Here is a 22821-nt window from a genome sequence, read left to right as displayed (position 1 = left end):
GCCGGACTTTGCAGCGGCAATCGTCAAAACAAGGTTAATGTAATGCTTACGATCGTGATTAATTTAACGTTTACATAAATTAGCCGGAATGTGGCCTGACCGGCCAAAACGGGCCGTCCCGGCGTTGTCGAAAGCCGGCTGCGACAATGCTGGTGGATAACCGAAATCGGATCGTGTTCAGGTCGCCAGCCTGGTCAGCGCCCAGACCATCAAGGGCGAATCCGGATAGGTCAGCAACCCACCAAGGCCAAGCGCGATGCCGTAGGGAACCCCATTTGACTCTTCGGCGAAATGGCGCAGAAACGGATTTTGGCCGGTAACGGCCGCAAGCAGCGATTTCCGGTAGAGGAGGATGGCGAGCGTCAGCAGGCCGCCGATGATTGTCGAGACCACAAGATATTCGACGAGATGTATATTGAGACCCATCCACATCGCGGAGGCGGCCAGCAGCTTGGCGTCGCCACCACCCATGCCACCCATTGCAAACAGGCCGAACGTCACGGCCAGGACCAGGGCGCCAGTGGCGATATGTCCGCCATAGGCTGCCCATTCCATACCCGTCAGTGGCGCAACCAGCGCGAAAACAACAACAAGCAGCACCGGCACGCGATTGGCGATCGTCATCGACAGCATGTCGGAGATCGCGGCAAACAGCATGCAGAACGGAAACACGACGAAGATCAGGGCTTCAAGCATCGGCGCTATGCCTATTGTCCGATTTCACAGGGCTCAATCTAGCCATGTTCGATTAACGATTGGTGAGGCCCGGAACGAAAAGGCGACTGGTATTGGCAGCGGAATAGAGAAGGGCCGCCACGCGGCAGCCCTTCTACAGAACGTGATCCGAGCGCTCAGCGCTCAGCGCTCAGCTATGCGGAATATTAGCTGCCGCTGCTGTTCAGGGTGTTTCCGATAGCCAGGAACTTGGTGTTGAGTGCATTGCCGAGCGCGCCAGCGCCAGTGATGATGGCGAGCGCGATGAGAGCGGCGATCAGACCATATTCGATAGCGGTCGCGCCGGATTCGTCCTTCACAAAACGTGCGATGAGATTAGACATTCGAGAGCTCCTACTCCACGTGTTACAGCACTTCCGTCAACTTCTGCGTTGGTTGATCGGATACTGGCAATCTAGGGAGAAGCTCTTTCGATCGGCTTAATAAACAGCCTTACCGATTCCTTTCCCGGTTCGAATATATTGCGTGGTTAACCCAGCACTAAATGCCGGCCGGCCCCATCCGTTTGCAGGGGTCGATGGTGGGGAGATCGCGCTCCGCAGGCAATCAAGTTGGCACGCCGCACCCTTCTGCTGGGGTGTCCGCTTAACCGTTGGTTCACCAATCTCGTTCATGTTCCGTTGATCAGTCTGCTTGCGTGGAGCGCCTCAATGGCCCAGCCGAGATCGTCAATCGTGATTGCTGCGCTTCTTGTCGCCGCGAGCTTCGTCGCGCCCGCCATGGCCGGGGCCGGCATCGAGGTCACGATGAACCAGGCCAAGATCGTCAAACTGTCGCGTCCCGCCGATACGATCGTGGTCGGCAATCCGGCAATCGCCGACGCTTCCGTACAGGACGCCTCGACGATCGTGTTGACCGGCAAGGGTTTCGGCGTCACCAATCTGGTCGTGCTCGATACGGACGGCAGCCCGATCGTCGACGAACAGGTTACCGTCGTGCGGCAGGCCGCCTCGTCGGTGCGTATCTATCGCCGTGCAGAAATACAGACCATGTCCTGCACGCCCTATTGCGAAAGCTCCTATAAGAGTGATGCGGAGAAATCCTCCGAGGCTGAGATGAACGGCACCCGATAGGATGGCGCGGTGGAATGCCGTTCAGGTTATCGGCTGGTTAAGACGCCATCGACGACTTTAACGATCATTCAAACCGGGCCTCAATTGGTTTGCGCTAATACGCCTTCCGAGACCGCATAGAGATCGGCAGGATCAGACATGAGCAAGGAATTCGGCTCCGCAGACGAGCACAAAGCGAGACGCCCAAGGTTTTTCGCTCGCTTCCTTCGCGACCGGCGCGGCAGTACGGCAATTGAATTCGGAATCCTTGCAATCCCGTTTGCGCTGCTTGTCTTTGCCATTCTGGAAAGCTGCATCGCATTTGCCGGCCAGGAAGTGTTGTCCAACATCACCGACGATGTCGCGCGCCGCTTGCGCACCGGCCAGTTAAGGGCAGCCGACGTCGCCGGAGACAATTTGAAGAACATGATCTGCAACAAACTGGAGATCATCGTCTCGCAGGATTGTCCCAATCAGCTGGACGTGGATCTTCGCCAATATACGACGTTCGCCGCCGCCGCCGCGGCCGGCTTCAAGATACAGGCTGGCCAAGTCGTCCTGACCAACGGCGGCGCCAACCAGTCCTTTGCCGTTACGGCGGGTGCTGCGGAATCGAAGAACATGCTGCGGGTCTTTTACAAATGGCCGATCATGACCGATCTACTGGCCCAGTCGATGGGCGGCAACAAGACCCTGCATTTCGCGTCGGTAACCTGGCAGAACGAGCCGTTCGACAATTGAGTTCGAGGCGGATGCACGAGCAGTAAAAGAAAGAGGGCAATGGGCATGATGCGTGCGGGGGCACATCTCAAGACTTCAGGAATTTGGCGCACAGCAATTCGATTCGGGTCCGATCGCCGCGGTATCGCGGCAGTCGAGTTCGCCTTGATCATGCCTCTTCTGCTGGCCATGTATTTCATCACCATGGAGGCGTCACAAGCCATCGAGACCAGCAAGAAGGTCAGTCGTCTCGGCAGCATGGTGGCTGATCTCGTCACCCAGCAGACGACAGTCGTCAAGGCGGATATCGACGCCATCATGGCGATCGGCGCCGTCACCCTTCAGCCCTACAACCGCTCGGTCCCGAGCATCACCATCACGGCCATACAGGTCACGACCGACGCAACGCCGCTGGTGCAAGTGGTGTGGTCGCGCAAACTGGTCAATGGCGTCGCCAGCACTGGCCCCACCACCACCACGGTTCCAGCAAAACTCAAGGTCGCCGGCACCTTCCTCATTCGCGTCGACAGCACTCTTGGCTACAAGCCGGTCATCACTTGGTCGGCGGGCAGCCAACAGAAGCTTGGATTGACCACGGCTTTCAACGCCCTGACGATGGGCGAGTCCTACTATCTGCGTCCGCGTAGAAGCGTGACGATCCCTTGCGGCGATTGCTGAACCGGGACCGCTGAGCCGCTCGCAAAACCGCTCCAAAGCCTCGCGTTACTGCCCCGGACCACTGCCCGCGACGAAGCGCACGACAGCGGCGGCCATGTCGTAATCCTTTGGCACCACGATAGCGAAGCCACCGGAATGCTTTGATTCCAGGAGATCGTAGATGTCTGGCGTCATCGACTTGAGGTTGGTGAGGAAGACGGTGAGCCGGCGCTTGGCTTCCGGATCGAGGTCGCTGCGGACGGCGTGGGGACCATATCTCAGCAGGCCTGACGCCCATACGACCTGAAGCGCCGCTGCCGAAAGTCCCGCAGCTTCGAGCCTCGCCTGGGTGCCCGATGCCTGCGCGCCTGAGGCTTGAGTGCCCGATGCTTCCGGCCGGCCGTCGGCAGCGGCCGTTACCCAGCCGAACAGGCTATCGGCCTTGCCATCGAGCAGCATCGTTTCCGCCGCCGCAGCCGACTCGGCATGGACCAGAAATGGTGCATCTTGCGCAATCTTGCGGCCTTCCGCAGTCAACGCCGCCAATGGCAACAGAGAACCGCCGACGCTGTCCGAAGGGGCCATGGCGATGCGATGGCTTTCCATTGCCGCCAGATCAGGCAGCTTGCCGTCGCGCGTCAAGAGAACGGAGCGGATGCCGATCGCGCCGTCAAAATCGACCGGAGCCACAAGCGGCTCGATGCATCCGCAGCGTTGCGACGCCGTCGCGTAGGCGGTCGCCGAATAGATCGCGTATTCGATGCGGGCATTGGCCTGCGCCTCGATCAGCGCGGCATAGTCGCGGGCGACGACAATCTCGACCTTCATCCCCAAGGCCTTGGTATAGGCGTCGGTCAACCGTGCCAGCCCCGGAACGGTGTTGCCGGCGCCTGGCTCGGCAACAATGCCGATGCGGAACGTGCCGATATCATCGCGCCAGTCGGCATGCGCCGGATTGGACCAGAGCGCACCCTGCACCAGCATGAGAGCGGCGTATGCCTTCAGGGTAACCCTCATGACAGAACCGCCGTCTGCTTTCCTTGATCCATGCCCTTGCCCGCCGCATCGTTGCGACATGCCAAAACCGCCACGCACCATGCATGTCGTTGCCCCAAAAGCGCCGCGCACTTTTGGGCGACATGCATTCTCAGTTTATGCGTGTCGTTGCCCCAAAGCCGCGGCGCACTTTTGGGCGACATGCATCGGACTATCACGCCTGGTCGTTGCCGTTTGGTTTCCGAATTGCCAACGAAGTCGCGGAACCCTATGTCTGGGCGTTCAAACTGGCAACAATTCGATGGCGCGCGCTTTCCTCTTCGTTCTGGACTCCTTCGGCATCGGCGGGGCGGCCGACGCCGACCGCTATGGCGACGCAGGTGCCAACACATTCGCGCACATCACGGAAGCCTGTGCCGAAGGCCGCGCGGATCGCGAAGGGCTTCGCAGTGGACCGCTGTTTGTCCCCTACATGGCCTCGCTCGGGCTTGGCAAGGCCGCCGAAACCGCCACGGGACTGGGCTTCGCGAGCAGCGGCACGGATCTGCTCACCACGGCCTTCCACGGCGCGGCGCAAGAGGTTTCGAGCGGCAAGGACACGCCGTCGGGCCATTGGGAAATCGCCGGCCTGCCGGTGCGATTCGACTGGGGCTATTTCCCGGATACGGTTCCCGCCTTTCCGGCGGATCTGACCGAGGCGATCATCCGCGAGGGCAAGGTGCCGGGCATTCTCGGCAACTGTCATGCGCCGGGCACCGAAATCATCGAGCGGTTCGGCGAGGAGCACATCCGTACCGGCAAGCCGATTTGCTACACGTCGGTCGACTCGGTCCTGCAAATTGCCGCGCATGAAACCCATTTCGGCCTCGAGCGGCTTTATGAATTCTGCAAGGTGGTGCGCAGACTGGTTGACCCGCTGAGGATCGGGCGGGTGATTGCACGGCCGTTCGTCGGCGAAACCACCGCGACCTTCGAGCGAACCTACAACCGTCATGATTACGCGGTGCCGCCACCGGAGCCGACCCTGCTCGACCGGCTGACGGCGCGTGGCAGCCGTGTCATCGCGATCGGCAAGATCGGCGACATCTTCGCCCATCGCGGAATTTCGCAAGTGCGCAAGGCGGCGGGCAACATGGCCATGTTCGACGAGGCGCTGGGCGCGATGGATGATGCCGGCGATGGCGACCTCGTCTTCGCCAATTTCGTCGACTTCGACACCGAATTCGGGCATCGCCGCGACGTTGCGGGTTATGCTGCCGCGCTCGAGGCCTTCGACCGGCGGCTCCCGGAGGCATTTGCAAGGCTGCGGCAGGGCGATCTTCTCATCCTGACGGCCGACCATGGCAACGATCCGACCTGGCGCGGGACCGACCATACGCGCGAACGCATTCCGGTGATCGGCACCGGACCGGCTTTCAAGGGCGGTGACATCGGACTGAGAACGACATTCGCCGACATCGGTGAAACCGTGGCGGAGCATCTTGGGCTGGCGGCCGGCCGTTACGGCACGTCTTTCTATGCAGCGATTGGCGGCCATGCCTGAACTGCCCGAGGTCGAAACGGTCCGGCGTGGGCTGCAGCCGGTTCTGGAAGGCGCCACCATCACCCGTGTCGAGGCGCGCCGACCGGATTTGCGCTTTCCATTTCCCGAAAAATTCTCGCAGCGGCTGACCGGCAAGACGATCACCGCGCTCGGCCGCCGGGCCAAATATCTGACGATGGACGTTGAAGGCGGTCCGGTGCTGATCTGCCATCTCGGCATGTCGGGCTCATTCCGCATCGAGACGGCGGATGGCAGCGACATGCCTGGTATCTTCCACCACGACCGCTCGAAGAGCTCCAACCACGACCACGTCGTCTTCCATGTCGTATCCGTGGGCGGCGCCAGTTCGCGCGTGATCTTCAATGATCCGCGCCGCTTCGGCTTCATGTTGTTTGCCGAAGGACCGCCGGATGTCCATCCGATGCTGGCAGGGCTCGGCGTTGAGCCAACCGGCAACACATTGGACGGCCCGCTGCTTGCCTCATTGATGAAAGGGCGGCGATCACCGCTGAAGGCAGCGCTTCTCGACCAGAGACTGATCGCCGGGCTCGGCAACATCTATGTCTCGGAGGCGCTGTGGCGCGCCAGCCTGTCGCCGCTGCGCGAGGCGGGCACGATCGCCAAGCCCGGGAAGAAGGCCCAGGCTCAAAGCGAGCGCCTCGCCGAAGCCATTCGCTCGGTGATATCAGATGCGATCGCGGCCGGCGGATCCTCGCTCAGGGACTATATGCAGGCTGATGGATCGCTGGGCTACTTCCAGCATTCCTTCGCCGTCTACGACCGCGAGGGTGAGCCTTGCTCGAAACCCGGCTGTAGCGGCCACATCGAGCGGATCGTGCAGAGCGGCCGATCGACCTTCTATTGCCGGACGTGTCAGCGGTGAGTTAGAGCAGTTCCAGGAAACGTGCGAGACGGCTTTCCTGGGAAAAGCGCGTAGCGCTTTCCCTAGGGAGTTGCATCAAAACAAGGAGATAGACGGGTTCCGCGTTTCCGTGAAACGATGACCCGCTCTGGACGATGGGCGAGCGAGGAGAAGCAAGTCATGGCCTATGAGACGATCGTCACCGAAGCGCGCGGCAAGGTCGGGTTGATCACGCTGAACAGGCCACAGGCGCTCAACGCGCTGAATTCCCAGATCCTGGCCGAACTGGTGGCAGCCGTGAACGGTTTCGGCGCCGATGCCGGCATCGGCGCCATGGTCATCACCGGTTCCGAAAAAGCCTTCGCCGCCGGCGCCGATATCAAGGAGATGCAGGCAATCTCCTATGTGGATGCGTACTGCCAAGACTTCTTCGTCGGCTGGGAGGAGTTTACGCGGGCGCGGAAGCCGATCATCGCTGCGGTGGCCGGCTATGCGCTGGGCGGCGGCTGCGAGCTGGCGATGATGTGCGACTTCATCATTGCCGCCGACACGGCCAAGTTCGGCCAACCCGAAATCACGCTCGGCGTCATTCCCGGCATGGGCGGGTCGCAACGGCTGACCCGCTTCGTCGGCAAGTCGAAGGCGATGGACATGTGCCTGACCGGGCGGATGATGGATGCAGCCGAAGCCGAGCGTTCGGGCCTGGTGTCGCGGGTCGTACCTGCCGGCGAGCTCGTCGAGGAGGCGCTGAAGGCGGCTGCCAGGATCGCCGACTTCTCACTGCCATCGGTGATGATGGCCAAGGAGGCTGTCAACCGCGCCTTTGAGACAACGCTCGCCGAGGGATTGCGCTTCGAGCGCCGACTGTTTCACTCGCTGTTCGCGCTCGAGGACCAGAAGGAAGGCATGGCGGCCTTCACCGAGAAGCGGAAGCCGAATTTCAGCAACCGCTGACGCCAGTTTGATAGCCGCCAAAAAGAAGGCCAGGCAGCGTTGACGCGCCGGAAAAGCTGAACTATAAGCCGCACCAACCGAGGCGGCCCCGTGGCTGCCCGTTTGTTTTTTGCGCCCTGCGGCATCCCGCATGCGCCGACCAGATCAGAAGAGAGGCATCATGGCCAATACATCCTCGGCCAAAAAGGCAACGCGCAAGATCGCACGCCGCGCGGCGGTCAACAAGAACCGTCGCTCGCGCGTCCGCACCTATATCCGCCAGGTCGAAGAGGCACTTGCCTCCGGCGACAAGGCTGCCGCACAGGCTGCGTTCAAGATCGCGGAGCCGGAATTGATGCGCGCCGCAACCAAGGGCGTGATCCACAAGAACACGGCGTCCCGCAAGGTGTCGCGACTGGCCCAGCGGGTCAAGGTTTTGTCTGCCTGACATCACGTCCTGGACTGACGTTCTGAGAACCCGGCCGATTGTGCCGGGTTTTTTCGTTTGCCGGCAAGCACTTAAAAAGAATGGCCGGAAACAGCCCTTTGGCGGCTCGAAATGCTTTGCCGGCACTGCCATGCAGGTTGATCGCCGGTATCCCTGAAAAGGGTTCACTCGGAAAAAGTCGACACTCAGAAATAATCTATACTTTTCAAATAGTTGCGGACAGTCGTCCACAGCTTGTTCACATCGAGCCGGGGGGATGGGGGACAAGTCGCTGTCAAGCGAATTATTTCATAAAATTTCGTGACGGGCCGGCTTTTTCATATTCGCCGGAAAAGAGTTTGAATCACAATGGCTTTGTTAAAAAGTGCCGTAGCGGCACGCCACTCGAACCCGCCTCCACTAACCAGATTCCTTAAAAATCAGTTAGTCCCGGCCTTGCCCTATCCACAGCGATTTCGGTAATGTCGGTCTATCGAAAGGGACGGGCTCCGGGCCTTAACCCAGCTTGTAACGGCCAGCTTAAATTGGCGGGATTTGCAACGCGGATCAAGTCCGTGGACGGCTTTGGTTTGTCTTTTTCGATACGGTAGGGGACTGGCGTAACTAGACATGGCAGGTAGACGGCGCGCCGGCGCACTTTTCGCCGGATGGTGTCGTATTGCCCAGACATACCCAACGCGGACTGGCTTCCATGGGCCGGCACCGGTTTCCCCCGAATGTTGGCGATGTCATCTGCCGGCGGCGGCAGCAGGCATCGTAGCGAAGACGCAGTTGCCGGGACACGGGTGCAGGGGCGCATCCCCGGTGGAACAGGGTACGGAAAGACAAGGAAGAGACCATGCAGAGCGGCATCGAACGGGAGCTTACGGGCGACCTCCCATTTCCTGGAACTTTGACCGGAGCAAACGACATGGCGGTGTCCAGCGACGCGGAACAGAAGTTCGACCGGGTCAAGACCCAGTTGAAGGCGCGCCTGGGAACTGAAGTCTATTCGAGTTGGTTCGGCCGCATGAAGGTCGCGGAGGCTTCCAAGGGCATCATCCGCATCTCGGTGCCCACCGCTTTCCTGCGCTCATGGATCAACGGTCACTATCTCGACCTCATTTCCGAGTTGTGGAAGCAGGAGGATCCCGATCTCCTCAAGATCGAGATCGTTGTGCGGACGGCGACCCGCCAGGGGCACAGCCATGCCGAGCCGGAAGTGGCGCCTGCGCGAGCCAAGATGACGCGGCAGACGCAGACGGCGCTCGCCGCCGGCACTGTCAGCCCCGGCCGGACTGAGCGCGCACCGGCTCCGCGTCCGGGCACACCGGTCGAGAGCGAGTTCCGGCACAATGTGCTCGGCTCGCCGCTTGATCCGCGCTACACATTCGGCTCCTTCATCGAGGGACCGTCGAACCGTGTGGCCTTCGCCGCCGCCAAGGCAGTTGCGGAATCGCAATCCAGCGCGGTGCGCTTCAACCCGCTTTTCCTTCACGCAACCGTCGGGCTCGGCAAGACACACCTGTTGCAGGCGATCGCCGCGGAATCGCTGAAGCAGAACCCCAAGTCGCGCGTCGTCTATCTCACGGCCGAGTATTTCATGTGGCGCTTTGCCACCGCGATCCGTGACAACAATGCGCTGACGCTCAAGGAACAGCTGCGCGACATCGACCTGCTCATCATCGACGACATGCAGTTCCTGCAGGGCAAGTCGATCCAGCATGAATTCTGCCACCTGATCAACATGTTGCTCGACAGCGCCAAGCAAGTCGTCGTTGCCGCCGACCGGCCGCCGTCGGAATTGGAATCGCTCGAACCGCGGGTCCGGTCGCGCCTCAATGGCGGCGTCGCGCTTGAAATGTCGGCGCCCGATTTCGCCATGCGCCTTGGCATGCTCAACTTGCGCCTTGCCACCGCAAGGGTCGATGACGCATCGCTCAATATTTCGGAGGAGATCCTCAATCACGTCGCCCGCACCGTGACCGGCAGCGGACGCGAGCTGGAAGGGGCGTTCAATCAGCTGCTGTTCCGCCAGTCCTTCGAACCGCAGATCACCATCGACCGGATCGACGAGATCCTCGGCCACATCTATCGCACCGGCGAGCCGAAGCGGGTTCGTATCGAGGACATCCAGCGCATCGTCGCGCGCCACTACAACGTGTCGAAGACCGAGTTGCTGTCCAACCGGCGCACGCGCACCATCGTCAAGCCGCGGCAGGTGGCCATGTACCTGTCGAAGGTGATGACGCCGCGCTCCCTGCCCGAGATCGGACGGCGTTTCGGCGGCCGCGATCACACCACGGTGCTGCACGCCGTTCGCAAGATCGAGGACCTTTCGGGCAACGACAATACGCTGGCGCAGGAACTCGAGCTCCTGAGGCGGTTGATCAACGACCAGGCCTGACCGGTCTGGCGAAGACGAAACCAGAACAGCACCGGAATTCAATGACTTGCCGGTGCGGTCCTGGATTCGTGGTGTCGCCTGGGGGCGATCCGGAATTTGGTTTTGCGACACCGGCTCGCGGACTTCGTGGCCTTTATCCCCAGAAAGCCCGCGTAGCCGGCCTGAACCGGTGTCGCGGGCTTGCGTTTGCTGGTTTTTTCCTGTCAGTTTACGCAGATTCTGAGCCTGTTCAGACCTTTCGCGGGGCGCCGCTCACTGGTGACCCGTCATTCATTCAAGCGAGCCTGTTTCGTCATGCGTGTTATCCTGGAACGGTCAAATCTCCTGAAGTCGCTCAACCACGTCCACCGTGTCGTCGAGCGGCGTAACACCATACCGATCCTGTCCAACGTGCTGCTCAGCGCCGAGGGCGCCAGCCTCGAAATGAAGGCGACCGACCTCGACCTGGAGGTGACGGAAGCGACGCCCGCCAAGGTGGAGCGCGGCGGGGCGACGACGGTTCCGGCACATCTGCTCTACGACATCGTGCGCAAGCTCGCCGACGGCGCCGAGGTGATGCTGAAGACGGACGAGGACGGCAACGCCATGACGGTAACGTCCGGCCGTTCGAGCTTCCGCCTCCAGTGCCTGCCGCAATCCGATTTCCCCGAGCTTTCGGCCGGATCCTTCTCGCATATCTTCCGTCTCGACTCGGTTGCCCTGAAGGGCCTGATCGAGAAGACCCAGTTCGCCATCTCGACCGAAGAGACGCGCTATTATCTGAACGGCATCTACCTGCACACGCACGAGGTCGGCGGCAAGCTGAAGCTGCGCTCGGTGGCGACCGACGGCCACCGCCTGGCACGCGCCGAGATCGACGCGCCGGCGGGTTCCGAGGGCATGCCGGGCATCATCATTCCGCGCAAGACCGTGAGCGAGCTGCAAAAGCTGGTCGACGATCCGGATGTCGCGGTCACCACCGAACTGTCCGACACCAAGATCCGCTTCACCATCGGCAGCGTGGTTTTGACCTCGAAGCTGATCGACGGCACCTTCCCGGACTATCAGCGGGTCATTCCGACCGGTAACGACAAGAGGCTGATCATCGACCGCCAGAGTTTCGCCGCCGCTGTCGATCGCGTCTCTACCATCTCCTCCGAACGCGGCCGCGCGGTGAAGCTTTCGATCAGCGACGGTCAGGTGACGCTTGCGGTCAACAATCCGGATTCAGGCAGCGCCACCGAGGAGCTGGCCGCCGACTATTCGTCCGATCCAATCGAGATCGGCTTCAACGCCAAGTACCTGCTCGACGTTGCCGCGCAGCTGACCGGCACGGAGGCCAAGTTCATGCTGGCCGACGCTGGTTCGCCGACTCTGATCCACGACATGGCCGACGAGACCGCGCTTTACGTGCTGATGCCGATGCGGGTCTAGCCGGCGCGGCGTCACCAATCCGGCCCGCGACTGGACCGGCAGCGAGAATTATGGCTGCGGCGACTTCCAGAGCAATTCCAGGAAAAATATGAAACGGTTTTCCGCCCGGAATTGCGTCAAAACAAAGAGTTAGAGCAGGTCTGCGTTTTCCGTGAAACGACGAACCGCTCTATAGGCGGATAGCGGTTGCCGGCACAGACTCACATAAGTAAGCTTACACTTACTAATTTCCGCAACTATGCGGGGCTGGCGATCGACCTGGCGCCGGGTGCCGTGGTCTTTTCCGGCGATAACGGTGCGGGCAAGACCAATCTTCTCGAAGCGATCTCCTTGCTGACACCGGGACGCGGCTTGCGCCGCGCGCCTTATGCGGATGTCGCGCGCGAAGGCGGCGACGGCGGCTTTGCCCTGCACGCCCGGCTCGATGGGCCCGACGGCCAGGTCGAGATCGGTACGGGCATTTCAGGTGGCGACAGTGCCGGCGAAGGCGGCAGGCGCGTGCGCATCAACGGCGCTTCGGCGCGATCGGCCGAGGAGATGCTGGAGTGGCTGCGCGTGGTGTGGCTGACGCCGGCGATGGACGCCTTGTTCACCGGACCAGCCGCGGATCGCCGGCGCTTTCTCGATCGGCTGGTGCTGGCGATCGATCCCGGCCACGGCCAGCGCGCAATCGACTACGAAAAGGCGATGCGCGGCCGCAATCGGTTGCTTACTGAAGGCTCCCGGGACGACCGCTGGTTCGACGCGATCGAGACACAAATGGCCGAAACCGGTGTGGCGATCGCCGCCGCACGCGCCGAGATGGTGCGCCTGCTGGCCGCGATGATCGACAGGCTGCCCGACACCGGACCGTTTCCGCAGGCCGATATCGGCCTTTCGGGTGAGCTTGAGGCCGAGATTGCCATCGCGCCGGCGGTCGACGTCGAGGAGCGGTTCCGCCGGACGCTTGCCGAAGGTCGTGACCGCGACCGCGCCGCCGGGCGCACGCTCGAGGGACCGCACCGTTCGGATCTGGTGGTTCGGCACCGTCCCAAGTCGATGCCGGCCGAACTTTGCTCGACGGGTGAGCAGAAGGCGCTGCTGGTCGGCATCGTCCTGTCGCACGCCCGGCTAACCGGCGAGATGTCTGGCATGACACCGATCCTGCTGCTCGACGAAATCGCCGCGCATCTGGATGGCGGGCGGCGCGCGGCGCTGTTTTCCATCCTCGAAGACCTGAACTGCCAGGCGTTCATGACCGGAACCGACGCGGCGCTGTTTTCCAGTCTCAAGGGACGTGCGCAATTCCTGACTGTCGACCACGGCACGGTTGGGCCAACGATCTAGATCTTTGTCTACGTATGTCGTGGTCCCAAAACCGCTTCACACTTTTGGGCGACATGCATTGGCTCCTGACAAGGTTTTTCAGCCGCTATATGGTCCGGCAATGACCGCTGCCGCCCTGACCGACGAAGAGATCGAACGCTATGCCCGCCACATCGTGCTGCCCGAGGTCGGCGGCGCCGGCCAGCAGAGGCTGAAGCAGGCGCGGGTGCTGGTGATCGGCGCCGGCGGGCTGGGTGCGCCGGTGCTCGAATATCTTGCCGCCGCCGGCGTAGGCACGCTCGGCGTGATCGACGATGACACCGTTTCGCTTTCCAACCTGCAGCGCCAGGTCATTCACGGCACCGACACCGTCGGCATGCTGAAAACCGATAGCGCCAAGGCGGCAATCGCGCGCATCAATCCCAACACCGCTGTCGAGACCCATACGTTCCGGCTGACCGCGGACAACGCCGCTGCCCTCGTCGCCCGTTATGACATCGTCGTCGACGGTTCCGACAATTTTGAAACCCGCTATACGGTGGCCGACGCCTGCGCGAGCGAGAGGAAACCGCTGGTGCACGCCGCTGTTGGACGCTTCGATGGTTCGGTGACCGTGCTGAAGCCGTTCGAAAACGGCAAGGACGGGGTGCCAAATCCGGGCTATCGCGATCTGTTTCCGGAAGCGCCGCCGCCTGGCCTAGTGCCGTCCTGTGCCGAGGCCGGGGTGCTTGGTGCGCTGACCGGTGTCGTCGGCACGCTGCAGGCGATGGAGGCGATCAAGCTGATCACCGGCATCGGCGAGCCGTTGGTCGGCCGGCTGCTGCTCTATGATGGGCTGGCCGCGCGGTTCGATACGATCCGCTACAAGAGAAGCTGACATCGTGGATCGGACCGAAGTTGTCACCGTCATGAGGATTCCTGCCGATTTCGACCATTGGGACGATATGCTCGCACTGATCATGCACGCGTTCGCCACCATGGACGGTATCATCGACCCGCCCTCCTCGGCGCACCTGCTGACCGCCGAAACCTTGCGCGACAAGGCGCGGCGTGAGACCGGATTCGTGGCGTTCGAGGGGGACAGGATCGTCGGTTGCGTTTTTGCCCTTGAAAGGACGGCGGAATTTTACGTCGGCAAGCTCGCCGTCGCGCCGGATTGTCAGGGCCAAGGCATTGGCCGGCGGCTGATGCTGGCGGTCGAGGATCTTGCCCGCAGCCGCGGCAAGGCTGCGGTCGAACTTCAGACGCGGATCGAGCTGACCGGAAACCATGCCGCCTTTGCCCGCCTCGGCTTTCACGAGACCGAACGGACGGCGCATGAGGGCTACATCAGGCCGACCTCGATCACCATGCGCAAGGTCCTTGCGTAAGCCTGGGCTTTCGTTCGGAGGCTGACGTCAGGTTCTGAGCGGCAGCACGCGATCCGGTGGCCGGTGGCCGTCGACGAATGCGCGGATGTTGATGATGACCCTTTCGCCCATGTCGATGCGGCCTTCGAGCGTTGCCGAGCCCATATGTGGCAGAAGCACGACCTTGCCCTTGGCGGCGAGCTTCAGCAGCTTGCCGTTCAGTGCCGGCTCGTGCTCGTAGACGTCGAGGCCGGCTCCGGCGAGCTTGCCGTCCTGGATCATCTTCACCAGCGCCTCTTCGTCGATGATGTCGCCGCGCGCGGTGTTGACGACATAGGCCGTGGGCTGCAGCAGCGCCAGCCGCCGCGCCGAGAGCAGATGGAAGGTCGCCGGCGTCGATGGGCAATTGACCGAAATGATGTCCATGCGGGCCAGCATCTGGTCGAGGCTTTCCCAATAGGTCGCCTCCAATTCGTCTTCCACGGCCGGCAACACGCGATGGCGGTTGTGGTAGTGGATCGACAGGCCGAAGGCCTTGGCGCGCCTCGCGACCGCGGTGCCGATGCGCCCCATGCCGACAATGCCGAGCCGTTTGCCCCAGATGCGGCGCCCAAGCATCCAGGTCGGCGACCAGCCGGCCCATTTCTTGTCGCCGGTGAGCACGTTGGCGCCTTCCGCCAGCCGCCGCGGCACAGCCAGCATCAGCGCCAGGGTCATGTCGGCGGTGTCCTCGGTCAGCACATTGGGCGTGTTGGTGACGGTGATGCCCTTCTTGGCCGCCGCCGTGACATCGATCTTGTCGACGCCATTGCCGAAATTGGCGATCAGCTTGAGATTGTCGCCGGCCTGGGCGATCAGCGCCGCGTCGATCTGATCGGTCACCGTCGGCACCAGCACGTCGGCTTCCTTGACCGCCGCGACCAGTTCCGGCTGCGTCATCGGCCTGTCCTCGACATTCAGCCGGGCATCGAACAGTTCGCGCATGCGGGTCTCGACCGGATCGGGCAGCTTTCGCGTGATGACCACGAGAGGCTTCTTTTTGCCTACCATTGTTTCCTCGTACCCCGATCTCGTTGAGACCTCTTTAACCAAGACCGGCGAAACTGAAAGCCGGTCGCGGTGCCGATTACCCCATGTAACAAGCGGTGCCGCCGAAGACAAAGAAAAAGGGGCGCCAAGGCAAGCGCCGAAAGGAATGAAAGTGTCTGGTTTCGCGTCGCTTCGCCTGACCCTCAGTGCAGCATTTCTCGGCGCTCTGCTTCATTCTCCGCTTGCCGCGGCGCAGAGTGCGGCAGCACCTGCCCAGAGCGTCGTCACGCTCGGCCCGAGCGGTCTGCCGCTGCCGCGATTCGTCAGCCTGAAATCCGGCCGCGTCAACTCGCGCGTCGGCCCCGGCGCCAACTACTCGGTCGACTGGATGTATATGAAGGCCGGCCTGCCGATGGAGATCATTCAGGAATTCGATACATGGCGCCGCGTGCGCGACGCCGACGGTTCGGAGGGCTGGATCAACCAGTCGCTGCTTTCCGGCCGGCGCACCGCAATCGTCGCCCCGTGGCAGCGCGGCAAGGGCGCCCAGGTGAACCTTCTCAACAGCCCTGAACAGGACGCAAGGGTGGTCGCGATGGTCGAGCCTGGCGTCATGGGCACGATCAAGTCCTGCGACGGCCAGTGGTGCGAAATGACGTTCGAGGGCCACACCGGCTGGCTCGCTCAGTCGCTTGTCTGGGGCGCCTATCCCGGTGAACGGGTCAAGGACTGATCTTTTGACCGTTTGACCACGATCGTTCCGGACCAAAGAGTTCCAAACAGCTGCTTAGACTAGCGGCCGATACGGCCAAGATGCGTGTCCTGAAAGCCGGTTGACAGCTTCAGGCCGTAGCCCAACGCACGATCGATGCCGATGTGGGCGATCCAGATCAATGCAACCGCCGTCGCGGTCGCTTTGCCGGACAGGTGACCGGCCAGCAGCAGCAGCACGGGCACGATCAGGATATGCAAGGCGTTGTAGGCCAGGGCACCGACGCGCGGCCCCGCCAGATAACCGAACATAGACAGGTCAGGCGCCAGGATAAGCAATCCGAAGAGCCACCAGCTTATACCAGTTGAAGCGTAGAAGACGACGGCAGCCACCGCAACGATGGCCCATTCGAGCCGGATTGTCAGGTCGAGGGGTTTCATTCCTGGCGGATCATTCTTGGCTGATCATTCCGGCCCTGCCGTTTATTCGGGCGTCGCCGTTCATTCGCAGCGCTTGGGGCGCAGCCTCACCACGATGTCGACATTGGCGATCTCCATCCCCTCCGGCGGCTCCGGCAGGTTGGCGACCGTCACCGGACCGCTGTCGATGTCGAATATGCGGTTTTCACCTTCGATGTAGAAATGGTGGTGGTCGGAGGTGTTGGTGTCGAAATAGGTCTTCGCGCCCTCGACGGCGAGGATGCGCAACAGGCCCGCCTGGGTGAACTGGTGAAGGGCATTGTAGACGGTGGCCAGCGACACCGGCACGCCGGCCGCGACCGCCTCCTCGTGCAGTTCCTCGGCCGACAGATGGCGGTCGCCCTTGGCGAAAAGCAGATCGGCCAGCGCAATGCGCTGGCGCGTCGGCCTCAGGCCGGCTTCACGGACCCGCTTGTCCACAGCGACATTTTCCTTCCGACCGTCCAGGCCCATCTTCTCGTCGAACCCCACAGTTCCGCCCTAAGACACGCCCAGAATGGCAAAAAAATGAATGTCTGCCGAAACCGGACCCCTGCTGACATATATTCTGTCGCCTGAAAGCGATCAATAGCGCGCATTGACCCGAGCAGACGAGCAGGTTAAGCGCAAACGCCGGTTTCCGGCCTGAAACAGATTGTGTTAGGAAACCAACGACAAGGGCGCCCGATAGCCCGGAACGATGTGGGGACGAAATTGATGGCGGGTTCGAAATCCAGCTACGACTACGACGAATTGCTGGCCTGCGCCCGCGGCGAACTTTTCGGACCGGGCAATGCCCAGCTTCCCTATCCGCCCATGCTGATGTTCGACCGCATCACCGAGATCAGCCAGACAGGCGGCGCCTTCGACAAGGGCTTCATCCGCGCGGAATTCGACATCAAGCCGGACCTGTGGTTCTTTGCCTGCCATTTCATCGGCAATCCGATCATGCCCGGATGCCTCGGCCTCGACGCGATGTGGCAATTGACGGGCTTCTATCTCGGCTGGCTCGGCGAACCCGGCAAGGGAATGGCGTTGTCGACAGGCGAGGTAAAATTCAAGGGCATGGTGACGCCCTCGGTGAAAAAGGTCGAGTACGGGATCGACTTCAAGCGCGTGATGCGCGGCCGGCTGGTACTCGGCATCGCCGATGGCTGGCTGAAGGCGGATGGCGAACCCATATACGCGGCAACGGATTTGAAGGTCGGTCTGTCCAAGCAGTCGGCGGTCGGCTGACCGGCATCACCGGCTGACCCCTGGAAGGAGTTGCGAATGAGACGTGTCGTAGTCACAGGCCTCGGCATCGTGTCGTCGATCGGCAACAATGCCAACGAGGTTCAGACCTCGCTGCATGACGCCAGATCCGGCATCAGCTTCTCCGATTCCTTCGCCGAGCATGGTTTTCGCTGCCATGTCTGGGGAGCGCCGACGCTCGATCCATCCGCCATGATCGATCGTCGTGCAATGCGCTTCCTGTCGAAGGGTGCCGCCTGGAACCACGTCGCCATGGATCAGGCGATCGCGGATGCCGGCCTCAGCGAGAGCGACATCACCAATGAGCGCACCGGCATCGTCATGGGATCGGGCGGACCATCCACCAGCACCATCGTCGAGGCGGCGGAGATCACGCTGAAGAACGGCAGCCCCAAGCGCATCGGTCCGTTCGCGGTGCCGAAAGCGATGTCGTCGACCGCATCGGCAACGCTTGCCACCTGGTTCAAGATCCACGGCGTCAACTACTCGATCTCGTCGGCCTGCTCGACCTCGGCGCATTGCATCGGCAATGGCTACGAACTGATCCAGTGGGGCAAGCAGGACATGGTCTTTGCCGGCGGCCACGAGGACCTCGACTGGACGATGTCCGACCTGTTCGACGCCATGGGCGCCATGTCGTCGAAATTCAACGACCGTGCATCCGCCGCCTCGCGCGCCTATGACGCCAATCGCGACGGCTTCGTCATCGCCGGCGGCGCCGGCGTGCTGGTGCTGGAAGAGCTGGAACATGCCAAGGCGCGCGGCGCCAAGATCTATGCCGAGATCGTCGGTTACGGCGCGACCTCGGACGGCTTCGACATGGTGGCGCCATCCGGCGAAGGCGCGGTCCGCTGCATGCGCCAGGCAATGGCGACGGTTTCCACACCGGTCGACTACATCAACACCCATGGCACGTCGACGCCGGTGGGAGATTCCAAGGAAATGGCCGCGATCCGCGAGGTTTTCGGCCAAGAGATGCCATACATCACGTCGACGAAATCGTTGACCGGCCATTCGCTGGGCGCGGCCGGCGTGCAGGAGTCCATCTACTCGATCCTGATGATGCAGGGCGGTTTTATCGGCGAAAGCGCCCATATCGAGACCCTCGACCCCGAATTCGAGGGCATGCCAATCGTGCGAAAGCGCATCGACAACGCCAAGATCGACACTGTTTTGTCAAATTCGTTCGGCTTCGGTGGCACCAACGCAACGCTCATTTTCCAGCGCTATTCCGCATAAGGCCAGCGTTGTTTTCATAAGGATTGGCGGCCATGGACGGATTGATGAAGGGCAAGCGCGGGCTCGTCATGGGTGTCGCCAACGATCATTCGATCGCCTGGGGCATCGCTCGGAAATTGTCCGAACATGGAGCGGACCTTGCCTTCACCTATCAGGGTGACGCCTTCGGGCGCCGGGTCAAGCCACTCGCCGACAAGCTCGGCGCCTCGCTGGTCGTGCCGTGCGACGTCGAGGACAGCGCTTCGGTCGCCGCCACGTTCGAGACCCTGGGCAATACCTGGGGCGGGCTTGATTTCGTCGTCCACGCCATCGGCTTTTCCGACAAGAACGAACTGAAGGGCCTCTACGCCGACACCAGCCGGGACAATTTCGTCCGCACCATGGTGATCTCCTGCTATTCCTTCACCGAGATCGCCCGCCATGCAGCCGCCTTGATGAAGGACGGCGGATCGATGATCACGCTGACCTATGCGGGCTCGGTCCGTGTCATGCCGAACTACAATGTCATGGGCGTCGCTAAGGCCGGACTTGAGGCCAGTGTGCGTTACCTCGCCAACGACTACGGTCCGCGCGGCATCCGGGTGAACGGCATATCGGCTGGACCGGTGCGCACGCTCGCCGGCGCCGGGATTTCCGATGCGCGCCACATGTTCTCCTACCAGCAGCGCAACTCGCCGCTGCGCCGCACCGTGACCATCGACGAGGTCGGCGGTTCCGCGCTCTACCTGTTGTCCGATTTGTCTTCTGGCGTTACCGGCGAAATCCACTATGTCGATTCCGGCTATCACATCGTTTCAATGCCGACGCTCGATGAATTGAAGCAGACCGATGGCGGGCGAGATTAATACCTAGCTCCCAAAAGTGCGCAGCGGTTTTGGGACGGCGACGCGTATAAAACAAAAGCTTAAGATGCGCCGACGAAATCCGTTTCAACGCGACGCGCTTTAGTCCGCACATGAAATACTTCCGGTCCAATAAAATTGGACGCATTCGCGGAAACTCATTTTAAGGACATATCCGCTAGAAAGCCCTGTACTCTGGGGACCTTTCAATGTCGGCCGTCAGCAACCCGAAGCGAACACCTGTGTTCCGGCTGCTCACCATAGCAAGCTCGGGTATCGGCAGTTTTGTCCTCGGACTCTGGGGCCTGAAGCATGGTCTCAGCGATAGTTTTGCCGGGATATCGGCGGACATGATGGTCGCGATGATGGCCGCCCTGTGCGCACTGGCGGCGTCGGTGGCCGCGATGTCCTTCTTCGCCGGCGTCGATGAATCAGCGGATTTCGTCTTCGAGGAGACCCATTTCGACAAGTTGACCGGCCTGCTGGCACGTCCGGCGATGGTCGGCAAGATCGCCGAGGCGGCATGCGCGACGAGCCGGACCGGCGAGCCGGTGTTCCTCATCGACATCGACATCGATCGGTTCAAGCAGATCAACGACGCCATCGGCTACAGCCAGGGCGACGAGTTGATCCGTGAGTTCACCAAGCGATTGAAGACTTGCCTGCCGCAACGCGCGGTGATCGGACGTATCGGCGCCGGTGAATTCGCAATCCTCCTCCCCGACAATCAGGTGTCAGGGTCACTGGAAAGTGCCATCGAGAGGCTCATCGACGAGATGATGGAGCCCTATGAGCTCAGCACGCACATGCAATCGGTCAGCCTGTCGGTGGGCATCGTGGCGATGCCAAAGGACGGTGTCGATCCCGTCCTCATCCTGCGCCGCTCCAATCTGGCACTGCAGAATGCGCGCGCCAGCGGCCTCGGCAACTGGTCGGTCTTCCACGCAGAAATGGGCAGGGTCGCCGACCATCGCCAGTGGGTCGAATCCGAGTTGAACGTTGCCTTCGAGCGGGGCGACTTCGACCTTCACTACCAGCCGCAGCTCGATCTCCCGACCGGCCGCATCGTCGGCTATGAAGCGCTGATCCGCTGGCGGCATCCCGAACGCGGCATGATCCCGCCGATGGAGTTCATTCCGATCGCCGAGGAAACCGGCATGATCGGTCCGATCGGAGAATGGGTGCTGCGCAAGGCCTGCAGCGACGCGCGCCATCTGCCCGAAGACTGCTTCGTCGCCGTCAACATCTCGCCCGTGCAGTTCATGACCAAGGACTTCGTCGGTATCGTGCGCGACACCATGACCAGCACCGGCATCAAGCCGTCGCGGCTGGAACTGGAAGTGACTGAGACGGCGATGATGCAGGACCGCGACCGCGCCGCCACCATCCTGAAGGAGTTGGCGGACATGGGCATCTCGGTTGCGGTCGACGATTTCGGCACCGGTTATTCCAATCTGAGCTACCTGATCGACTTCTCGTTCGGCAAGCTGAAGATCGATCGCTCGTTCGTCAGCCGCCTCGACACGGACTCCAGCTCCGGCGCAGTCGTTTCGACCATCGTCGGGCTTTCGCGCGCACTTGGCGTCAGCATCATCGCCGAAGGCGTCGAAACCGAAAGCCAGGCGACGCTGCTTAGGGCAGCCGGCTGCGAAGTGGTGCAAGGCTACCTGTTCGGCAGGCCGGCGCCACTCAGGTTCAGGGTCGGTGACGCTCACGTTACCGACGAGACGCGGCGCGTCGCCAATCTGCATTGAACGCGGCGCCGCATCTGCTCTCTCGAGCATGATCTTTTTCGAAAACCGGTTCCCACTTTTCGGGATCAAGCTTTAACGACGCGCGACAAGCACCTTGAACATGCCGTCGCGGGCGAGCTCTGCATGGCTCGAAAAAGCAGCCGACAGCACCAGCTCATAGGGAAGCTGGCGGTTGGCAACCATCAACAGCCGCCCGCCGGGCTTCAGGGCCTTGGCCGCGGCGCGGATCATGCCGGCGCCGATCTCCGGCTCGGCCGCGCGGCTGCGGTGAAAGGGCGGGTTCATGGCGATCGCGTCGTAGCGCTTCTCGACCGGCTCCTTCAGCAGATCAGTCCAGAAGAATTCCCTGGTGATCGACTGGCCAACCCCTGCCAGATTGAGCTTTGCGGCTTCGAGCGAGGCGAAGTCCGCCTCATAGAGGTCGAGCGCCGAGATGCCCGGCGCCCGGGCGGCCATCTCGGCAGCCACATATCCCCAACCGGCGCAGAAATCGGCAACGCTCCCACGCAGGTCATCGGGCAGGTTCTCGACCAGCAATCTCGAGCCTGTATCGATCCGGTCGAACGAAAACATGCCGGGCGCGGTGCGAAACCGGCCTTCAACCAGCAGAGCGGGATTGGCGGCGCGCAGGTTTTGCGCAGCGGCCAAATCGGCAGGACGGCGAAACCAGAAGGCAATGCCGTGATACTTCGGCAGATGCCCCTTGAGCGGCACCAGTTCGCCGACGCGCTTGCGCAGGCTGGCGATACCGTCGTCCTTGCCGCCCGCAACGACGATAGTGCCGCCAGGCGCCACCCGCTCGAGCGCCTCGGCGAGGCGCAATTCGTTCAGGCCGCGATGCCGGCCGGCAAGCACAAGTGCCATGTCGAAGCCACCACCTTCGGCCTGCGCGGTGACGATGAGCCCAGACGCCTGCAACGCGCGAAAATGCGGCCGGAAGCCCTGTACCAGGCGAAGCTCGGCCTCGAAGCCTTCGGGGCAGCGAAAGCCCGGTTCAGCGCCGAGAAACAAGGCGCGATCGCCCTTTCCCGGCAAAGGAACAGCCTCGGCCTCGAAGGGATGAAAAAGCGTCTTCAGCGGCTCGGCGGACATTGTTCGATCTCGAAACGAGGCCTGTCTTGACAATCTGAGGAT

24 protein-coding genes are annotated in these 22821 nt (G+C 61.9%); 17 read left to right on the top strand and 7 right to left on the bottom strand.

Annotation, left to right across the window (positions count from 1 at the left end; all coding sequences use genetic code 11):
• Positions 1-177: 177 nt before the first annotated feature.
• Together AC1D08_RS04155 and AC1D08_RS04150 are read right to left on the bottom strand one after the other, a co-directional pair.
• The gene (locus AC1D08_RS04155) at positions 178-696 is read right to left on the bottom strand and encodes an A24 family peptidase (RefSeq protein ID WP_095082371.1); all 519 of its coding nucleotides are present in this window, start codon (positions 694-696) and stop codon (positions 178-180) included.
• A 185-nt stretch (positions 697-881) separates the two neighbouring features.
• On the bottom strand, positions 882-1058 hold the full coding sequence (locus AC1D08_RS04150) for a Flp family type IVb pilin (RefSeq protein ID WP_184877599.1): 177 nt from the start codon (positions 1056-1058) through the stop codon (positions 882-884).
• A gap of 327 nt (positions 1059-1385) precedes the next feature.
• On the opposite strand from AC1D08_RS04150, the gene AC1D08_RS04145 reads away from it, so the two are divergent.
• The 3 genes from AC1D08_RS04145 to AC1D08_RS04135 all read left to right on the top strand — a co-directional run bounded on the left by AC1D08_RS04145 (position 1386) and on the right by AC1D08_RS04135 (position 3185).
• Complete coding sequence (locus tag AC1D08_RS04145; protein WP_095082375.1) at positions 1386-1808, top strand: pilus assembly protein N-terminal domain-containing protein; 423 nt, start codon at positions 1386-1388, stop codon at positions 1806-1808.
• 138 nt (positions 1809-1946) lie between these two features.
• Positions 1947-2528, top strand: coding sequence for a TadE/TadG family type IV pilus assembly protein (locus tag AC1D08_RS04140; protein ID WP_477225343.1), 582 nt, complete (start codon positions 1947-1949; stop codon positions 2526-2528).
• 45 nt (positions 2529-2573) lie between these two features.
• Positions 2574-3185 carry a TadE/TadG family type IV pilus assembly protein gene (locus AC1D08_RS04135; RefSeq protein ID WP_477225581.1) on the top strand — a complete coding sequence of 204 codons (612 nt, stop codon included), beginning with the start codon at positions 2574-2576 and terminating at the stop codon, positions 3183-3185.
• A gap of 45 nt (positions 3186-3230) precedes the next feature.
• Here the strand turns inward: AC1D08_RS04135 and AC1D08_RS04130 are convergent, their stop codons facing one another.
• On the bottom strand, positions 3231-4181 hold the full coding sequence (locus tag AC1D08_RS04130) for a phosphate/phosphite/phosphonate ABC transporter substrate-binding protein (protein WP_457153983.1): 951 nt from the start codon (positions 4179-4181) through the stop codon (positions 3231-3233).
• Between the two features lie 280 nt (positions 4182-4461).
• Here AC1D08_RS04130 and AC1D08_RS04125 point away from each other — a divergent pair, with 280 nt between their 5' ends.
• From AC1D08_RS04125 to AC1D08_RS04085, 9 genes are all read left to right on the top strand, one after another.
• Complete coding sequence (locus tag AC1D08_RS04125) at positions 4462-5703, top strand: phosphopentomutase (RefSeq protein ID WP_457153984.1); 1242 nt, start codon at positions 4462-4464, stop codon at positions 5701-5703.
• Positions 5696-6586 (top strand): bifunctional DNA-formamidopyrimidine glycosylase/DNA-(apurinic or apyrimidinic site) lyase, encoded by an 891-nt coding sequence (gene mutM, locus AC1D08_RS04120; protein WP_477225342.1) that lies wholly within the window; start codon positions 5696-5698, stop codon positions 6584-6586. The genes AC1D08_RS04125 and mutM overlap by 8 nt, the downstream gene beginning before the upstream one ends.
• 159 nt (positions 6587-6745) lie before the next feature.
• On the top strand, positions 6746-7519 hold the full coding sequence (locus AC1D08_RS04115) for an enoyl-CoA hydratase (RefSeq protein WP_457153986.1): 774 nt from the start codon (positions 6746-6748) through the stop codon (positions 7517-7519).
• A gap of 160 nt (positions 7520-7679) precedes the next feature.
• Positions 7680-7946 carry a 30S ribosomal protein S20 gene (rpsT, locus tag AC1D08_RS04110; protein WP_095084274.1) on the top strand — a complete coding sequence of 89 codons (267 nt, stop codon included), beginning with the start codon at positions 7680-7682 and terminating at the stop codon, positions 7944-7946.
• 838 nt (positions 7947-8784) lie between these two features.
• Positions 8785-10332: a chromosomal replication initiator protein DnaA gene (gene dnaA, locus AC1D08_RS04105; protein ID WP_095082383.1), complete on the top strand. Its 1548-nt coding sequence runs from the start codon at positions 8785-8787 to the stop codon at positions 10330-10332.
• A 294-nt stretch (positions 10333-10626) separates the two neighbouring features.
• Positions 10627-11745 carry a DNA polymerase III subunit beta gene (gene dnaN, locus AC1D08_RS04100; protein WP_095082385.1) on the top strand — a complete coding sequence of 373 codons (1119 nt, stop codon included), beginning with the start codon at positions 10627-10629 and terminating at the stop codon, positions 11743-11745.
• Between the two features lie 186 nt (positions 11746-11931).
• Positions 11932-13071: a DNA replication/repair protein RecF gene (gene recF / locus AC1D08_RS04095; protein ID WP_095082387.1), complete on the top strand. Its 1140-nt coding sequence runs from the start codon at positions 11932-11934 to the stop codon at positions 13069-13071.
• A gap of 100 nt (positions 13072-13171) precedes the next feature.
• Positions 13172-13927, top strand: a complete 756-nt coding sequence (locus AC1D08_RS04090; protein WP_457152864.1) for a molybdopterin-synthase adenylyltransferase MoeB — start codon at positions 13172-13174, stop codon at positions 13925-13927.
• Positions 13928-13958: 31 nt separating this feature from the next.
• Positions 13959-14420: a GNAT family N-acetyltransferase gene (locus tag AC1D08_RS04085; RefSeq protein ID WP_457152865.1), complete on the top strand. Its 462-nt coding sequence runs from the start codon at positions 13959-13961 to the stop codon at positions 14418-14420.
• Between the two features lie 27 nt (positions 14421-14447).
• On the opposite strand, the gene AC1D08_RS04080 is transcribed toward AC1D08_RS04085, so the two are convergent.
• Positions 14448-15449: a 2-hydroxyacid dehydrogenase gene (locus tag AC1D08_RS04080; RefSeq protein WP_457152863.1), complete on the bottom strand. Its 1002-nt coding sequence runs from the start codon at positions 15447-15449 to the stop codon at positions 14448-14450.
• Between the two features lie 151 nt (positions 15450-15600).
• Here AC1D08_RS04080 and AC1D08_RS04075 point away from each other — a divergent pair, with 151 nt between their 5' ends.
• Positions 15601-16161, top strand: coding sequence for an SH3 domain-containing protein (locus AC1D08_RS04075; protein WP_095084275.1), 561 nt, complete (start codon positions 15601-15603; stop codon positions 16159-16161).
• A gap of 59 nt (positions 16162-16220) precedes the next feature.
• Here the strand turns inward: AC1D08_RS04075 and AC1D08_RS04070 are convergent, their stop codons facing one another.
• Entirely contained in the window at positions 16221-16580 is a 360-nt protein-coding gene (locus tag AC1D08_RS04070; protein WP_457152862.1) for a DUF4260 domain-containing protein, read from the bottom strand.
• A gap of 60 nt (positions 16581-16640) precedes the next feature.
• Positions 16641-17072, bottom strand: a complete 432-nt coding sequence (gene irrA / locus AC1D08_RS04065) for an iron response transcriptional regulator IrrA (RefSeq protein WP_167458528.1) — start codon at positions 17070-17072, stop codon at positions 16641-16643.
• Between the two features lie 243 nt (positions 17073-17315).
• Here irrA and fabA point away from each other — a divergent pair, with 243 nt between their 5' ends.
• The 4 genes from fabA to AC1D08_RS04045 all read left to right on the top strand — a co-directional run bounded on the left by fabA (position 17316) and on the right by AC1D08_RS04045 (position 21687).
• The gene (gene fabA / locus AC1D08_RS04060; RefSeq protein ID WP_095082399.1) at positions 17316-17834 is read left to right on the top strand and encodes a 3-hydroxyacyl-[acyl-carrier-protein] dehydratase FabA; all 519 of its coding nucleotides are present in this window, start codon (positions 17316-17318) and stop codon (positions 17832-17834) included.
• A 36-nt stretch (positions 17835-17870) separates the two neighbouring features.
• Positions 17871-19091 carry a beta-ketoacyl-ACP synthase I gene (fabB, locus tag AC1D08_RS04055; RefSeq protein WP_457153191.1) on the top strand — a complete coding sequence of 407 codons (1221 nt, stop codon included), beginning with the start codon at positions 17871-17873 and terminating at the stop codon, positions 19089-19091.
• Between the two features lie 32 nt (positions 19092-19123).
• A complete protein-coding gene (gene fabI / locus AC1D08_RS04050; RefSeq protein WP_457153192.1) occupies positions 19124-19936 on the top strand; it encodes an enoyl-ACP reductase FabI in 813 nt (270 codons plus the stop codon).
• Positions 19937-20142: 206 nt separating this feature from the next.
• Positions 20143-21687 carry a putative bifunctional diguanylate cyclase/phosphodiesterase gene (locus tag AC1D08_RS04045; protein ID WP_457153193.1) on the top strand — a complete coding sequence of 515 codons (1545 nt, stop codon included), beginning with the start codon at positions 20143-20145 and terminating at the stop codon, positions 21685-21687.
• A gap of 72 nt (positions 21688-21759) precedes the next feature.
• Here the strand turns inward: AC1D08_RS04045 and AC1D08_RS04040 are convergent, their stop codons facing one another.
• Complete coding sequence (locus AC1D08_RS04040; RefSeq protein WP_457153194.1) at positions 21760-22779, bottom strand: class I SAM-dependent methyltransferase; 1020 nt, start codon at positions 22777-22779, stop codon at positions 21760-21762.
• Positions 22780-22821 lie beyond the last annotated feature (42 nt).

This window comes from Mesorhizobium sp. P2_E6 (genome assembly GCF_056403835.1).
Note: the sequence above shows the minus strand (reverse complement) of the source record. Positions and strands in the feature narration are given on the sequence as shown.

Coding starts and splice junctions, on each gene's coding strand:
- fabA (WP_095082399.1), top strand. CDS start 17,316: ATGGCGGGTTCGAAATCCAGCTACGACTACGACGAATTGCTGGCCTGC.
- AC1D08_RS04080 (WP_457152863.1), bottom strand. CDS start 15,449: ATGGTAGGCAAAAAGAAGCCTCTCGTGGTCATCACGCGAAAGCTGCCC.
- AC1D08_RS04070 (WP_457152862.1), bottom strand. CDS start 16,580: ATGAAACCCCTCGACCTGACAATCCGGCTCGAATGGGCCATCGTTGCG.
- AC1D08_RS04150 (WP_184877599.1), bottom strand. CDS start 1,058: ATGTCTAATCTCATCGCACGTTTTGTGAAGGACGAATCCGGCGCGACC.
- fabI (WP_457153192.1), top strand. CDS start 19,124: ATGGACGGATTGATGAAGGGCAAGCGCGGGCTCGTCATGGGTGTCGCC.
- AC1D08_RS04040 (WP_457153194.1), bottom strand. CDS start 22,779: ATGTCCGCCGAGCCGCTGAAGACGCTTTTTCATCCCTTCGAGGCCGAG.
- AC1D08_RS04155 (WP_095082371.1), bottom strand. CDS start 696: ATGCTTGAAGCCCTGATCTTCGTCGTGTTTCCGTTCTGCATGCTGTTT.
- AC1D08_RS04145 (WP_095082375.1), top strand. CDS start 1,386: ATGGCCCAGCCGAGATCGTCAATCGTGATTGCTGCGCTTCTTGTCGCC.
- AC1D08_RS04085 (WP_457152865.1), top strand. CDS start 13,959: ATGAGGATTCCTGCCGATTTCGACCATTGGGACGATATGCTCGCACTG.
- AC1D08_RS04140 (WP_477225343.1), top strand. CDS start 1,947: ATGAGCAAGGAATTCGGCTCCGCAGACGAGCACAAAGCGAGACGCCCA.
- AC1D08_RS04045 (WP_457153193.1), top strand. CDS start 20,143: ATGTCGGCCGTCAGCAACCCGAAGCGAACACCTGTGTTCCGGCTGCTC.
- AC1D08_RS04135 (WP_477225581.1), top strand. CDS start 2,574: ATGATGCGTGCGGGGGCACATCTCAAGACTTCAGGAATTTGGCGCACA.
- irrA (WP_167458528.1), bottom strand. CDS start 17,072: ATGGGCCTGGACGGTCGGAAGGAAAATGTCGCTGTGGACAAGCGGGTC.
- AC1D08_RS04090 (WP_457152864.1), top strand. CDS start 13,172: ATGACCGCTGCCGCCCTGACCGACGAAGAGATCGAACGCTATGCCCGC.
- rpsT (WP_095084274.1), top strand. CDS start 7,680: ATGGCCAATACATCCTCGGCCAAAAAGGCAACGCGCAAGATCGCACGC.
- mutM (WP_477225342.1), top strand. CDS start 5,696: ATGCCTGAACTGCCCGAGGTCGAAACGGTCCGGCGTGGGCTGCAGCCG.
- AC1D08_RS04125 (WP_457153984.1), top strand. CDS start 4,462: ATGGCGCGCGCTTTCCTCTTCGTTCTGGACTCCTTCGGCATCGGCGGG.
- dnaA (WP_095082383.1), top strand. CDS start 8,785: ATGCAGAGCGGCATCGAACGGGAGCTTACGGGCGACCTCCCATTTCCT.
- AC1D08_RS04130 (WP_457153983.1), bottom strand. CDS start 4,181: ATGAGGGTTACCCTGAAGGCATACGCCGCTCTCATGCTGGTGCAGGGT.
- dnaN (WP_095082385.1), top strand. CDS start 10,627: ATGCGTGTTATCCTGGAACGGTCAAATCTCCTGAAGTCGCTCAACCAC.
- fabB (WP_457153191.1), top strand. CDS start 17,871: ATGAGACGTGTCGTAGTCACAGGCCTCGGCATCGTGTCGTCGATCGGC.
- AC1D08_RS04115 (WP_457153986.1), top strand. CDS start 6,746: ATGGCCTATGAGACGATCGTCACCGAAGCGCGCGGCAAGGTCGGGTTG.